Source organism: Aliidiomarina sp. B3213, from assembly GCF_003290085.1.
Taxonomy (GTDB): domain Bacteria; phylum Pseudomonadota; class Gammaproteobacteria; order Enterobacterales; family Alteromonadaceae; genus Aliidiomarina.
This window is the reverse complement of record NZ_QMKJ01000001.1, coordinates 44,050-59,043: the sequence shown is the minus strand read 5'-3', so window position 1 is coordinate 59,043 and position 14,994 is coordinate 44,050. Positions and strand designations below refer to the sequence as shown.

Sequence of the window (14,994 nt, the reverse complement as noted above, 5' to 3'; positions counted from 1 at the left end):
CAAGTCTAAACTCCGGCTTTCTCTTTTTTTAACATATATAGATTATCCTCCCCAGTGACAACCCATGAGCGATATTAAGCATATAAATAAAGTTCTTATGAATAGCTAATCAAATCTCGCATATCGCTTTCTAGGCCACGGAAAATAAGGCTTTTATTGGTCAGCAAGGTGCGTATAATTAAGTTTCAATTAATTTTCAAATTAAGACATCTGCGGTAGGAGCGTTGCGCAAAATGAAGCACTTTGAGGTGAATTTTGACGGCCTAGTAGGGCCTACACACAACTATGCTGGTTTATCATTTGGTAATGTTGCTTCACTAAGCAATGCCCGAAGCGTGTCTAGTCCACGCTCTGCTGCCAAGCAAGGCCTGAAAAAAATGAAGGCCCTGCAAGAAATGGGTATGGTTCAAGGAGTGTTAGCTCCACAAGAGCGTCCAGATATTTATGCACTTAGACGTATTGGCTTCACAGGGAGCGACGCAGAAGTTCTTGCTAAGGCTGCAAAAGAAGCCCCAGCTATCTTTCAAGCATGTTGCTCGGCATCGAGTATGTGGACTGCAAATGCCGCAACGGTGTCGCCAAGCGCAGACACTCATGACGGCCGTGTGCACTTCACACCAGCTAATTTAACTAACAAGTTTCACCGCTCTTTAGAACCGACTACAACCGGTCGCATTTTGAAAGCGATGTTTAATAACGAAAAATATTTCCAGCACCACACGCATTTACCTGACAACGAACACTTCGGTGACGAAGGTGCAGCGAACCACACGCGGTTCTGCGACGAGTATGGTTTCTCTGGTGTAGAAATGTTTGTATTCGGTCGTTACGCATTTGATGCTAGCAAACCTGCACCTACCCAATACCCTGCGCGTCAAACTTATGAAGCCAGCCTTGCCGTTGCTCGTTTGCATGGCTTAAGTGAAGAAAACACAGTATTTGTACAGCAGAATCCAGGTGTTATCGACCAAGGCGTATTCCACAACGACGTAATCGCAGTGGGTAACCAAAACGTACTGTTTTATCACGAAGAAGCATTCCTCGACACGCAAGCTAAGCTTCGCGAACTTGAAGAAAAGTTAGATAAGCCTATGCACTTTATCGAAGTGCCAACAGCTAAAGTTCCGGTTGCAGAAGCGGTTAAAACATACTTGTTCAATACGCAGCTAATTACGTTGAGCAAAGACCACATGATTATTGTTGCGCCTACCGAGTGCCAAGAAAGTGAAGTCGTTTCACGATACTTAGAAGAGCTGACGAGTGCGAATAACACGCCGATTAAAGAAGTGCGCTACTTTGATGTGAAACAGAGTATGAGAAATGGTGGCGGTCCTGCATGTCTTCGTTTGCGCGTAGCATTGAATGACCAAGAAGTTGATGCGGTGAACCCTGCATGTATCATGAACGACGACCTTTTCGCCAAACTCAATACTTGGGTTGATAAACATTACCGTGACGAGCTAAGTAGCGATGATCTTGCAGATCCTCAGCTGCTGATTGAATCGCGCACTGCACTAGACGAGCTTACTCAAATTATGAAACTTGGTTCAGTGTATCCATTCCAGCAAGACTAACATCACATTTTACCCGCTGCTTTTTAGTGGCGGGTAATTTCTGCTCCAGCGCGTTCAAACAAGTCGAGCAGCCCCTGCTCTCCACCTAAGTGCGCGGCACCAACACCAACGAAAACGGTGTCATCTGCAGCGATCTCTTGCCTAATTTGGCGAAACCACTTTTGATTGCGCTCAACCAAAAGCACATGCTTAGTGCGTTCGCTCATCTCTGCGGTAGCTGAGGTCAGAAGCTCTGCAAGTTCACCTCGTTCCCACATGGCTTCCAAACTACGCATATCTTGCACCGCTGACTCGCTATCGCCAAGAATCAATTCAATATGCTCTATAAGCGGCATCTCGTCGCGAGCATCCATAAGAACCGATACTTGGTCTTCTGCGTCCTCTAAACCTCGTAGCGGCTTCTCCAGGGCTTCTGCTGCACGAATTAGCTGCATATCTATGCCTAGTTGCTCATCAAAACCTTCTTTACGTAGTGTCAGCACGAGTACAACATACTCTAACAACCAAGGCTCCATTCGACCCACCACCGAAGTGGCTAAACCTAGTCGTGATGTGACGGCAGCGAGTTTTGCCCATTGCTCTGGGTCAAGCTGTTCTTGAAGGTAAGGTTCGGAGCGAACGCCCTGTTCGAAAAGTAACGTGGAACTTCGAGATAACTCTTGCGGGGTCATTTCCAACCACACAAAACGACTCTCTTGCAGAGCCGATTGTGCAGTGTCACTCAGGCGAGTTTCTTCATTACTCACCAAATGTATAGTGCCCAGTAACCATACGGTTTTATTATCCCAAGTTACTTCATAAAGCAATTCGGCCTGTAAAGTTGTTGGCAGCCATGCTGCCAAAAGTAACCATACTGCGGTGAATACTTTTAGCTTTAACCTTTTCAATTCAAGCTCCTTGGGACACTAGAGCATGAATCAATCCTCTTCGTTATAAACCTCGAGATTCGACTCATCTTGCCCTTGTTGACTGCGCGCGTCGTCATTTCGCGCTTCATGTAGACGATCTAAATACTGCTGATTCACATCGCCAGTGACGTACTGACCATTGAACACTGAAGCTTCGAACTGCTCAAGTGTTGGGTTTTCGCTTTGCGCTGATGCAATCAAATCTTCCAAGTCTTGATAAATGAGTGCATCGGCTTTAATCAAACTACAAATTTCATCAGACTCACGGCCGTAACCAATCAATTCGTTCGCGCTTGGCATATCGATACCATAAACATTCGGGAAACGAATTTCTGGAGCTGCAGAAGCAAAGTAAACTTTCTTCGCACCCGCTTCTCTAGCCATTTCTATGATTTGTTCCGATGTAGTGCCTCGAACAATTGAGTCATCTACCAATAATACATTCTTGTCTTTAAATTCGGCACTAATTGCATTTAATTTACGTCGCACCGATTTTCTGCGTTGCGTTTGTCCCGGCATAATAAATGTGCGGCCAATGTAACGGTTCTTCACAAAGCCCTGTCGGTAAGGCACAGATAGTACGCGTGAAATTTCCAAGGCAATGTCACAAGCGGTTTCAGGAATTGGAATAACTACATCTATGTCCAAATGCTCATACTTAGCTTTAATTTTTTCACCAAGTCTATTTCCCATGTTAATGCGGCTTGCATACACAGAAACACCGTCAATAAACGAGTCTGGACGCGCAAAATAAACATATTCAAAGATACATGGGCTATGTACGGGGTTTTCTGCGCACTGACGGCTAAATAATTCACCGTCTTCTGTGATATAGATTCCCTCACCCGGCTCCACGTCACGCACAAACGTGAATCCCGTACCGTCAATCGCCACACTTTCAGACGCGATCATGTACTCTGTTCCTTGCGGAGTTTCGCGTTTACCTAATGCTAGAGGGCGAATTCCATGTGGGTCACGAAACGCCACCATACCGTGGCCGATAATCATACCAACAACACCGTATGCACCTTTAATCTGCTCATGCACACGACTAATCGCACTGAAAATATCCTCAACTTCAAGGTGAAGCTGGTCTTTTTTCAATAATTCATGGGCGAATATATTTAATAAGATTTCAGAATCTGAAGAAGTATTGATGTGGCGTTTTGCAGTTTTAAACAGTGTTTCCTGCAGGACATCGGCGTTAGTTAAATTACCATTATGAGCCATGGCAATACCGAAGGGAGAGTTCACGTAGAATGGCTGCGCTTCTGCCGAGCTAGAACTCCCTGCAGTAGGATAACGAACGTGGCCGATACCGATGTTGCCACTTAGACGACGCATATGGCGCGTGTGGAAAACATCACGAACCAGCCCATTACCCTTTCGAAGTCTCAGGTGATGACCATCAATCGTCATTATACCTGCAGCATCCTGACCACGATGTTGTAGCATCGTCAGTCCGTCGTAAAGAGCTTGGTTAACAGGTTGATTTCCAACGATACCGACTACACCACACATAAATAAACCTCAGACTTCGTTAGGTTGAATAAAACTGGACGCATCCTGCATGTAATTTAGGAACCACTCTATATAGGGTCCGAAATGAGGAATAAGCAATGACTGTTGCCACCACTCCTCATTTGAAAATTGGGTAAATGAATCTATTGCAAACAATATTCCGCAAACCAACAATAAACCTCTAAGCGCCCCGAAAACTGCGCCGAGCACTCGGTCTGTGCCACTTAAGCCGGTTTTCTCTACAAGCTGGCTGACTAAGTATGTCACCATCGCGCCCACAATTAGGGTCGCCACAAAGAGAGCTACAACCGCTAGAGCGTTTCGAATTAAAGGGTCTTCAAAATGAGTAAAGTAAACCGCTACATCGGCATAAAACATAGCCGAAACAAACACTGCACCAATCCATACAGCAAGAGACAAAGCCTCCCGAACGAAGCCCCGAATCAAGCTGACAACAACCGACAACCCGATAATTCCGATAATGACAAAATCAATCCATTGCATGATTTGCGTTCCACCTCATTTTGCGGCGCATTCTACCAGAAAGAATACACAACGTGATGTTTTAATTATCCGCCGGGCGATAAGGCATCACCTTACCTTCTAAATTTGTCAGTTCTTGCAGGGGGGCAAGTTGTTGTTCCAATGCTTCTTTGCTCATGTCTGGGCCTACCAACACTAAATGTAATGGACCAGCATCTCTTTGATAAACACGGCTATAGGCGTTGTAGCCAGCATCTTCTAGTTCCGCTAAAAGACTGACAACTGTATCTTGGTTTTGAAACGCACCCAGTTGAATAACCCAAGCAGCCTCCGCCTGCACATCAACTTCGTCGGCTTCTGAAGTTACGTTCTCACTGGGTTCAGAGTTACTGTCGTTGTTAGCTTCAGGAGCTTCAATATCAGTATTTGTAGTTTGATTTGCTGGGTCTTCTGTAGCGGAAGAGTCTACTTCGCCCAAATCCACTGAAGCTGGTAGTTCACGAATCTCAATTTGATCTTCAACGATAGGAACGGAAACGGTGTCTCGTGAGCTTTGATCTTCGACACTGAACTCGTCAGGAAATGAGGTAGAACTCATGCGTTGCTCGACATCTGGGCGAGCGGGGGTGCTGCGAAATTCTTGCTCAGAGCCTTCTGAGTTACCGCTAAAGAAGTCGGGAAGAAAAATGACAGCGATAGCCACCACGACTAGGGTTCCAACAATTCGATTCTTCAAAGTCGAGCTAGCCACGAATAATTTTTCCTTCTGTTTTATATATTTCAGAAACGGTCAAAAACGAGCCAAAACATAATATCACATCCGCGTCTTCCGCTTCACGCAATGCTGTATTATATGCGTCCGTAATCGATGAAAAAACATCGAATGCAGCAGAAGTTGATAAAGATTCTGCAAGTTGCTGTGATGAAGCTCCACGTTCGGATGGTAAGGAGCCCAAGTACCAATGGTCAACCTGCGACTCCATTACTGAAAGCGTACCCTTAATATCTTTGTCTTTTAGCATTCCGCAAACCGCAAGTACCTTTTTGGCTCCAGTTTTAGCAAGTTGCTGTGCCAGATAATTAGCCGCATGAGGATTGTGCCCTACATCGAGAATGACGCGCGGCGAATTGTGTAACGTTTCAAAGCGCCCCGTTACCTGCGCTTTCTGTAAGCCATCGATTACCGATTCTTTAGTCAATTTCAGACCACTTTGTTTGAGCGCCATAACAGCTGTTGCTGCGTTCACTAAAGGCAAATGAGGTTTAGGTAATACCCAGGTCTCATCCATACCTGTCATGTAGAAAGCCCAGTTTGAATTATCTTGAGACTCGATACCGTAATCTGTGCCGGCCAGAAATAAATGCGCGTCCGTTTCTTGTGCGTGTTTAATCAATTTTAATGGCGGATTTAAATCTCCGCATACGGCTGGGCAATTCGCTCTGAACACACCAGCTTTCTCGTAGCCAATAACTTCACGATCTGATCCCAAAAAGTCGACATGGTCAATCCCCACCGAAGTCACAATGCTTACGTCTGGCTCAACTATATTTACTGCATCTAACCGCCCTCCTAGCCCTATCTCTAGAATGGCGATGTCCACGACCTTTTTCTTAATTAAATGAAGCGCAGCCAAGGTTCCGAATTCAAAATAAGTCAGTGTAGTATCTTCACGTGCATCTTCGACATCTTGAAACGCCTCACAATGTTCAGACTCTGCTAGCCACTCCCCATTAACTTTTACGCGTTCGCGGTAATCGACAATATGGGGGCTGGTGTAAGTTGCAGTGCGATATCCTGCGCTGGTCAAAATGGCGTCTAACATGGCTACGGTTGAGCCTTTACCATTCGTGCCAGCTACAAGAAATACAAAAGGTGCAGGCTTCAACACATCTAGTGTTGCAGCGACCTTACTGACACGCTCTAATCCCATGTCTATAACTTGGCTATGAATTTTTTCCAAATAAGAAAGCCACGTCTCTAGGGAACGTGGCTCTTCATTATGTTTCAAAATGCTCATCTGCTTTTTTATGCTTAATCAGTCGATGTGATTTCCTGTTCTGGCTCCGGCAGACCTTGTAGCTTTGTTAATACCGATGCCAACTTATTTCTCATTTCACGACGGTCGACAATCATGTCTATTGCGCCGTGCTCCAGCAAGAATTCGCTACGTTGGAACCCTTCAGGAAGCGTTTCGCGTACAGTTTGTTCAATAACTCGCGGTCCAGCGAAGCCGATTAGCGCCTTAGGTTCAGCAACATTAATATCACCTAGCATTGCCAAACTTGCTGACACACCACCCATTGTCGGGTCAGTTAATACCGAAATGTAAGGTAAACCTTCCTCACTCATACGAGCTAGCGCGGCGGACGTTTTCGCCATTTGCATCAGTGAAAGCAATGCTTCTTGCATTCTCGCGCCACCCGAGGCTGAGAAGCAAACGAGCGGGATTTTATGCTCTAAACAAGCTTCAACCGCTTTAACAAAGCGAGAACCCACTACCGTAGCCATAGAGCCGCCCATAAAGTTAAATTCAAAAGCAACAGCCACTACGGGGTTACCTTTTAGCTTACCCTTCATAGCAATCAACGCGTCTTTCTCACCCGTTGCTTTTTGAGCTGCTGCGATACGGTCTTTATAGCGCTTCGAATCTTTAAACTTTAATAAGTCTTGCGGCTCTAATTCAGCTCCTAGCTCCTCATGCCCTTCTGAATCTAGGAAAGTTTGCAGACGCTCGCGCGCTGTTAACCGCATGTGATGTCCACATTTGGGGCAAACATGCAGGTTTCTTTCTAGATCTGCACGGTAAAGTATCGCTTCACAACCACCGCACTTACTCCACACCCCTTCAGGAATGTTTTTACGTTTAGTTGCCTGTGGTTTTGCAAGAATTTTCTCAATCCAGCTCATAAATACCTGTCGATGACCTTGCGGTAAGCCGCATATTTGAAAGTATAGGAAATTTCCGACATTAAAGCACAAATCGACACGCGATTGCAGCAGTAAGTGGTCTAAGCTCTAGTCAGTTCATCATACTAACTCGTCTGGGAAAAATAATGGCCCCATAGGATGCTTCGGCAGTTCCCATGCGTCTGGGTAATAAACATTCACCAAATATAACCCGTTAGGCTTCGCTGTAGCAGCCGCTTGCGTGCGGTCTTTTGCCGCTAAGAGTTGTTCAATCCATTGCTCAGGTTGTTCATTCATCCCTACAATGGTCAGCGAACCGACAATATTGCGAACCATGTGGTGTACAAAAGCGTTCGCCTGTATGTCGACCACAACATAATCACCAAACCGTTTAACCGCTACAGACTGAACATTTCGAAACGGAGAGTTCGACTGACATTGAGCAGCTCGAAAGGAGGTAAAGTCTTGCTCACCTAGCAGGTATTGTGCGGCGCGATGCATTTTTTCGTGATCTAACGGATGATAAATATGAGTCACGCCCCCGCTCAGAACAGCGGGCTTCATTGCTGCATTGTAAATAACGTAACGATAACGCCGAGCGATAGCACTGAATCGAGCGTTAAAGTCGGGGGCGACTTGTGTAACCCATTTTACCGCTATGTCATCAGGCAAATTGGCATTGACGCCTAAGGACCAAGCGCGATCTGGACGTTCCGCTTCAGTATCAAAATGAACGACTTGCTGGGTGGCGTGAACGCCAGCATCAGTTCTTCCGGCACAGGTTACATTAACGGTATGGCAGGCAACTTTAGTGAGGGCTTTCTCTAACGCTTCTTGCACACTCGGTACTTCTTGCTGACGCTGCCAGCCAAAGTAACGTTCACCGAAATATTCAATACCGAGTGCTATTCTCATGCGGGGACTGCTCTTGTGGAATTACAAAGCGCGCAAGTATACCAAGGTTCTAGTGAAGACCGAAGTCTTCACTTTTAATCATTAACCTTGCTCGTTAATGCGAGAGAGTAACGACTGCGCCTCGTCTTTTAACGTGTCGTCGTTCGAGTCTAATACCTTTTGCAAGGCTGCCTTGGCATCTTCAAACTCTTCCATTTCGATGTAAGCTCGGGCTAAGTCAAGCTCGGCTGCAAGTTCATCTTCGCCACGCATACTGTCGTCTTCATCATCTTCAGATTCCGACGCTTCGGTTTCTTCAGCTTCTGCAAGAATATCTTCAATATCTCTATACTCTTCTGAGGCTTCCTCAGGGCTATCTAGTTCGTCAGTAGGCTCTAGTTCCTGTTCAGACTCTGGTTCTTCTGAGAAATCATCCTCTTCACCGAACAATGCGTCTAGTTCATCTTCAGCTTCTTCTTCCGCTTGACGCATTTCATCTTCATCAAGCTCAAAAAGCTCTTCGTCGATTTCTTCTTCTGAAGCAATATCTTTTAATTCATTGTCTGCAATCTCAATATTGTCCTGCTCCGCGACATCTTCTTCTGCAGCCAACTCTTCGCCGTCATCATCCGAATCGTCCGACAAATCAGGAACTTCATAGTCTTCGCTCGGCTCTGGAAGTTCTGGGTCTTCTTCTTCGTCAATGTCTAAAACATCTTCTAGATCTTCATCAACATCGTCGTCTTTTTCATCAGGAAGCTCGCCCCAATCATTTTCATCGACAGCGTTGGCTTCTTCTGATGGCTCAACATCTTCAAGATCAATAACATCTTCGTCATCTTCAACATCAGAATCTTCGTCAATTGCGGTCTCTGGGTCGTCTTCACTTTCCGATAACTCGCTATCACTGTCGGTGGTGCTATCGATGCCATCTTCCAAAGCTTCTTCATCGCCGCCAATAACGTCGTCATCAACGTCTTCATCTTCGTCTTCTTCAAATACCAACTCATCAGCGGGTTCAGCTTGCTCTTCGGGCTCTTCTTCAGACACTTCGCTGTCTTCAAAATCTTCGCCAAAGCTTTCGGCATCAAAGTCTTCGTCGTCGGCTTCTTCACCAACTTTCTCAAGTAGCGAATCGATATCACTAGGATCTAAATCTTCGTCTTCATCCTCAATCCCTAGTTCATCAAACAGTGAATCCATGTCGAAGTCTTCATCGTCTTCGCTTTCACTTTGCTCCGACTTTTGTTCTTGTTCTGACTCTAGCTCTGCTTCGGGTTCTTCTTCCGCTTGCTTATCCGCAGAATCATCAACGTCTTCTATATCTTGTTCAACTTCTGTTTCATCTTCATCAAAGTCGGACTCAGCGCTATTATCTAGATCCACATCTGGGTCTAGCGGGTCAGGTTGCTCGCCCTGTTCTTCCGGCTGTGCGGATTCTTCCCCAGGTTCGTCAGCCCCAAACTCACCGAAAATATCGTCGATATCGTCATTGCCCATGATATCTTGGCTATCATCGTTTTCTGGCTCTTGTTCGTTAGACTCTTCAGTATTAACATCATCGTCGTCGGTAGAAGTAAATAAGTCGTCGTCATCATCGCCAGCGCCCTGAAGTAGCTTATCAAGCTCGTCCTGGTCCATTTCGCCGCTGCCGCCCGACTCTTCTTCATCTTCTGATGAGTCATCACTTTGAGGCTCATCCATCACCTGCGTTTCTGTGCTGGAGTCTTCCTCGTCCTCATCTTCTAACTCGCTAAAGCTATCGAGGTCGTCTTCACCGTCTAACTGTACCCCAGAGAAGTCATCCTCTTCATCGTCTGACTCTTCTCCAGGCACCAGCATTTCATCGGTTAGGCTGTCGAGGTCATCGCCCTCCTCATCGTCCTCAAATCCATCAAATGCTGTATCAGACAAGTCATCATCTTCTTCAAAGCCACCAAGAAGTTCTTTATCTAGCTCTTCGCGCGCTTCGTCGTCTGTTAAATCTTTCTCTGGTTTCACAGACTCTGGCTTAGAACCGCTTCCCGAAACTATGGCGTACTCAGCAAGATCAGACTGGCGTTTTCTTAAGAGCCAAGTGGTTAACAGAATCAGCAATAACGCTGGAATCGACGCAAGCGCAGCCAAAGCAATAGGATGCTGAAGTAATTGTTCTACGGTAGAAAGCTCTTCTGAACGGGCAATCGCTAAGTCTTGTTCACGTCTTAGTTCAGCTTGTTGCTGACGAATGTCCTGAATTTCGGCTTCATATTGCTCTGCACTTACAATCCCCTCTTGCAAGCCTTCTAATAGCTCTTCAAGGCGCACTAAACGCTCTTGCAATTGATCGTTGTTCTCTACTACACGCTCGGTATTTTGAATGGAGCGAACTAAGTCGTCTCTTAAAGTAACAAATTCTTCTTCATACTCTGCACGCACAGCATTAATTTGTTGCTCAGTCATCCTGCGTGTTTGGTTGACGATTCGGTCTTGTTGCTCAACACGGCGTTCTAATTCTTGTTGTTGACGCGCAAGTGTTTGATTTTGTGCGTCAATCGTTTCACCTAACTCAATACTTCTTCGAGCTGATTCTGGGTTAAGCATTTGAATTTCTTGCAGGCTGGGGATTCGCAAGTAAAAGCCATTGAGCATTTCGTTAGGATTACCGTCTCTGAATGCTCTTGGATTTGCTTGAACAATAGCCGCCATCACCTGATGAACAGACACAGAAGAATGAGGTCTCACTCCAGAAGCTATTGACCAGAGCGTATCTGTAGGTTGAATTGGCCCATAACGTTCTGAGCCTTGACGAACGTCAGTCTGTTCTGAACCTGCTGGCCCTAAAACGACTACGGGGTCCTCTTCCTGTGCAACCGCCGTATGCATACTCAACAACAACGCAACTGCGACAACCCAAGCACGGCCAAAACCAGCCTTGCTTATCAATTGAAACAATTTACTTCCCTGACATCGTAGAGTCATTTCAAATTTCCCGAAATCGCACGCTCGTTTTGTTATTGAATAGACGATACTGTCTAGGTCGTAATTGACGAGCTTTTTTTACGACCTTAGAACAATATAAACCATTTATGTAGTTAACGGCAGTGCGCCGTTAACCTTTATATAAAGCTAACAGAAAACCGATACTTACCAATAGTTTTCTATCAAATACTCTGCAATTTGAACACTATTTGTTGCAGCGCCTTTGCGTACGTTGTCAGCCACAACCCATAAGTTAAAGCCTTGCGGGTGTGTAATGTCTTGTCGAACGCGCCCCACGAACACCTCATCGCGGCCGGCGGCGTTACTCACTTGTGTAGGGAAGTCTTCTCGACTATCCATCAAAACAACACCTTGCGCATCAGCTAACGCGTCTTTAATCGCTTGAACATCAGTAGGCTGTACGGTTTCTAAATGAATTGCTTCAGCATGACCGAAGAATACAGGAACTCTAACCGCAGTTGCGTTTACTCGAACATCTGGATCGCCCAAGATTTTCTGAGTTTCCCACACCATTTTCATTTCTTCTTTGGTGTAATCGTTATCTAAAAACACGTCAATCTGAGGAATACAATTGAACGCAATTTGGCGTGCAAATGCTTCATGCTCAACAGGTTTTGCATTCAATAGCGCTGCTGTTTGCTGGGCAAGCTCTTCGACACCAGAAGCGCCAGCACCGGAAACCGACTGATACGTTGCAACGTTGATTCGATCAATTCCAAACTTGTCATGTATAGGTTTCAACGCAACCAGCATCTGTATTGTGGAACAGTTAGGGTTGGCAATAATGTTACGGTTCCTAAAGTCAGCTAACGCAGCACCATTGACCTCTGGAACAACAAGAGGGATGTCCGGTTCATAACGAAAATGGCTAGTGTTGTCGATGACCACGCACCCTTCGTCTGCCGCCAGCGGAGCATATTTCGCGGAAATACTTCCTCCGGCAGAAAAGAACGCAATATCAACTTGGCTCCAGTCGAAAGTATCGGCGTCAATAACTTCATACGTTTCACCAGAGAACTCAACTTCTTTACCCGCCGAGCGACTGCTCGCTAACGGATAGAAGTTACGCACAGGAAACTTACGTTCTGCCAAGCACTCAATCATTTGCTTGCCTACAAGTCCCGTTGCTCCAAGAACAGCTACATTTAGTTCTAACGCCATGTTTTCCTCTAATTCATATAATTCAATCGGTGTATTTTACTGGCGTTATTCGCCAAGCTCTACCCCAAAACCTAATGCTTCAACTTGAGCGGCTATTGCTTTTTTCGCTTGAATACGAAGCGACGACAATTCGCGACGAATAGGGTAATTTTGTCGGAGCGCGTCAAAACCACTCGCTGTTAAACCTTCTTTTCTAAAGTGCCAGTCGTCTAGTTCAATATTGTAGACACTAGATACGATATTTTTTAGCCCGTTAAGTTCGGGAATTCTAGACCATTGATAATCGGTCGTGGTGACAGGCGGCGCTATGTTTTGCCAGCTACGTTCGGAAAATTGCTCAGGAAAATAACTACATAGAGAATGGTATAGCTGTAAACTTGCTCTAAGCTTACCCTCTAAACTATGTCCAGCAATATGCGGCGTCGCTATCTCGGTGAAATCCACTAACTCCTCTAGCACGTGAGGCTCACCTTCCCAAACATCTAAAACTAAATGAAAGGCGTTTGAGTTGCTTCGAAGATGGGCAAGTAATGCACGATTGTCTATCGTTGCACCGCGGCTCGCATTAATTAAGATGGCGTTCTTTTTAACGCGCTCTAATTCAGCTTGAGCCATTAAATGAAATGTAGGATTTGGTTCATCTTTGACCAACGGCACATGAATGCTTATAACATCTGCATGCTCCAAAAAATCCCAACTCACAAACGTTTTTGTAGAATCTTCAATTACCGGGGCAGGATCAATGTAGTAAACCTCTAAACCCAATGCTTCTAGTCTGCGCCCTGCTTGGGTTCCGGTATGGCCGGCACCCACTACGAGTGCTTTCTTTCCCTCTAAGGTCAAGGAGTGCTTACTGGCCACATGAAGTGTTGCCGCAAGTACATACTCACCAACAGATACCGCATTCGCTCCTGGCGTACTTACAAAAGAAATACCCCGCGCTTTACATGCTTCAATATTAACGTGATCAGTGCCTATGGTTCCCGTACCAATCAGCTTCACATGAGCAGCTAAATCTAATAGTGACTCATCGACTCGAGTTATAGAGCGCAAAAAAATCACGTCTGCTTGGCGTAATTGGTGTGCTAAAGGTTGTCTTCCTGAGAATACTTCGACATCACCTTGAGATGCCAAAAGTTCCGGGAGTTGAGGTAAGTTTTCGTGGACTAAAAAATTCATGCGCACAGGTTATTTGGAAAGCCTGTGCGCAGTGTATCAGAAATGATTATTTCTCGAAGCGTTTAAACACTAAAGAAGCGTTCGTTCCGCCAAAACCGAAACTATTCGACATTACAACGTTCAAATGTTGCTCGCGAGGCTCACGAACAATATTCATACCTTGTGCCTTTTCATCTAATGTTTCAATGTTGATTGAAGGTGCAATGAAACCGTCTCTCATCATCAACAGTGAGAAAATAGCTTCGTGTACACCGGCAGCTCCTAGTGCGTGACCCGTCATAGCTTTAGTCGCACTAATCGCAGGCGTGTTGTCACCGAAAACTTCGCGAATTGCTTCAAGTTCTTTTACGTCACCAACAGGAGTACTTGTTCCATGGGTGTTGAGGTAATCTATTTCACCTTCAACGTTAGCCATCGCCATCTTCATGCAGCGCACAGCACCTTCACCAGAAGGGGCAACCATATCGAAGCCGTCTGACGTAGCACCATAACCGATAATTTCCGCATAGATAGTTGCACCGCGTGCCAGAGCTGTTTCTAACTCTTCAATCACTAACATGCCGCCGCCACCAGAAGGTACAAAGCCATCACGATTTGCATCATAAGTTCTAGACGCCTTGCTTGGGTCTTCATTGTACTTCGTGCTTAGTGCGCCCATTGCGTCGAACTCCATACCCAACGTCCAATGCAACTCTTCACCGCCACCGGCGAATACACGATCCTGTTTACCCAGCTGAATAAGCTCTACGGCATGTCCAATACAGTGCGCACTCGTAGCACAGGCTGAACTAATCGAGTAATTCACTCCTTTAATTTTTTTCGGAGTAGCCAAGCACGCTGACGTGGTAGAAGCCATGCAGCGCGGCACCATGTATGGACCTACACGTTTAACACCTTTTTCCCGAAGCGTGTCGGCAGCTGCAACTTGATGTTCTCCAGAAGCGCCACCAGAACCAACCACTAAACCAGTTCGTTCGTTAGAAACTTCTTCGTCGGTTAATCCTGCGTCTGCTATCGCTTGCTCTAAAGAAATATATGCATATGCCGCTGCGTCACCCATAAACCGCAATGCTTTTCGGTCGATATGTTCGCTTACGTCAATTTTAAGGTCGCCCCATACTTGGCAACGCAGTCCCATTTCAGCAAAGCTTTCTGAACGGGTAATGCCTGAACGGCCATGTTTTAAAGCGTCAAGAACCTCGTCTGAGTTGTTACCAATACTAGAAACAATACCCATCCCGGTTATCACTGCTCGTTTCATTGTGTCTGTCCTATTTATAGATTTGTGCGTATCATATCGCGTCAACAAGCAAACTAGAATCCATCATTAAAGTGGTCTGCTTTGCTGACCATTACCAAAGTCGTTTTTATTAGGGTCTTTATC

At 45.6% G+C, this 14,994-nt stretch carries 12 protein-coding genes; 1 reads left to right on the top strand and 11 read right to left on the bottom strand.

The window, feature by feature from the left end; genetic code table 11:
* Positions 1-233 precede the first annotated feature (233 nt).
* Positions 234-1,574, top strand: coding sequence for an N-succinylarginine dihydrolase (gene astB / locus DQX04_RS00300; RefSeq protein WP_111913810.1), 1,341 nt, complete (start codon positions 234-236; stop codon positions 1,572-1,574).
* Between the two features lie 23 nt (positions 1,575-1,597).
* Here the strand turns inward: astB and DQX04_RS00295 are convergent, their stop codons facing one another.
* From DQX04_RS00295 to fabB, 11 genes are all read right to left on the bottom strand, one after another.
* Positions 1,598-2,461 (bottom strand): TraB/GumN family protein, encoded by an 864-nt coding sequence (locus DQX04_RS00295; protein WP_111913809.1) that lies wholly within the window; start codon positions 2,459-2,461, stop codon positions 1,598-1,600.
* Positions 2,462-2,491: 30 nt separating this feature from the next.
* Positions 2,492-4,003 carry an amidophosphoribosyltransferase gene (gene purF, locus DQX04_RS00290; protein ID WP_111913808.1) on the bottom strand — a complete coding sequence of 504 codons (1,512 nt, stop codon included), beginning with the start codon at positions 4,001-4,003 and terminating at the stop codon, positions 2,492-2,494.
* Between the two features lie 9 nt (positions 4,004-4,012).
* Positions 4,013-4,507 carry a CvpA family protein gene (locus tag DQX04_RS00285; RefSeq protein ID WP_111913807.1) on the bottom strand — a complete coding sequence of 165 codons (495 nt, stop codon included), beginning with the start codon at positions 4,505-4,507 and terminating at the stop codon, positions 4,013-4,015.
* 61 nt (positions 4,508-4,568) lie between these two features.
* Positions 4,569-5,237, bottom strand: a complete 669-nt coding sequence (locus DQX04_RS00280; protein WP_111913806.1) for an SPOR domain-containing protein — start codon at positions 5,235-5,237, stop codon at positions 4,569-4,571.
* Positions 5,230-6,504: a bifunctional tetrahydrofolate synthase/dihydrofolate synthase gene (gene folC / locus DQX04_RS00275; RefSeq protein ID WP_111913805.1), complete on the bottom strand. Its 1,275-nt coding sequence runs from the start codon at positions 6,502-6,504 to the stop codon at positions 5,230-5,232. Before folC ends, DQX04_RS00280 begins: the two co-directional genes overlap by 8 nt.
* 14 nt (positions 6,505-6,518) lie before the next feature.
* Complete coding sequence (gene accD, locus DQX04_RS00270) at positions 6,519-7,394, bottom strand: acetyl-CoA carboxylase, carboxyltransferase subunit beta (RefSeq protein WP_111913804.1); 876 nt, start codon at positions 7,392-7,394, stop codon at positions 6,519-6,521.
* A gap of 120 nt (positions 7,395-7,514) precedes the next feature.
* Positions 7,515-8,309 carry a tRNA pseudouridine(38-40) synthase TruA gene (gene truA / locus DQX04_RS00265; RefSeq protein ID WP_111913803.1) on the bottom strand — a complete coding sequence of 265 codons (795 nt, stop codon included), beginning with the start codon at positions 8,307-8,309 and terminating at the stop codon, positions 7,515-7,517.
* An 81-nt stretch (positions 8,310-8,390) separates the two neighbouring features.
* Positions 8,391-11,222, bottom strand: a complete 2,832-nt coding sequence (locus DQX04_RS00260) for a FimV/HubP family polar landmark protein (protein ID WP_165831901.1) — start codon at positions 11,220-11,222, stop codon at positions 8,391-8,393.
* A gap of 192 nt (positions 11,223-11,414) precedes the next feature.
* Positions 11,415-12,431 carry an aspartate-semialdehyde dehydrogenase gene (locus DQX04_RS00255; protein ID WP_111913801.1) on the bottom strand — a complete coding sequence of 339 codons (1,017 nt, stop codon included), beginning with the start codon at positions 12,429-12,431 and terminating at the stop codon, positions 11,415-11,417.
* Positions 12,432-12,476: 45 nt separating this feature from the next.
* Positions 12,477-13,610, bottom strand: coding sequence for a 4-phosphoerythronate dehydrogenase (locus DQX04_RS00250; protein ID WP_111913800.1), 1,134 nt, complete (start codon positions 13,608-13,610; stop codon positions 12,477-12,479).
* A gap of 46 nt (positions 13,611-13,656) precedes the next feature.
* Positions 13,657-14,871 carry a beta-ketoacyl-ACP synthase I gene (gene fabB / locus DQX04_RS00245; protein ID WP_111913799.1) on the bottom strand — a complete coding sequence of 405 codons (1,215 nt, stop codon included), beginning with the start codon at positions 14,869-14,871 and terminating at the stop codon, positions 13,657-13,659.
* Positions 14,872-14,994: the final 123 nt, after the last annotated feature.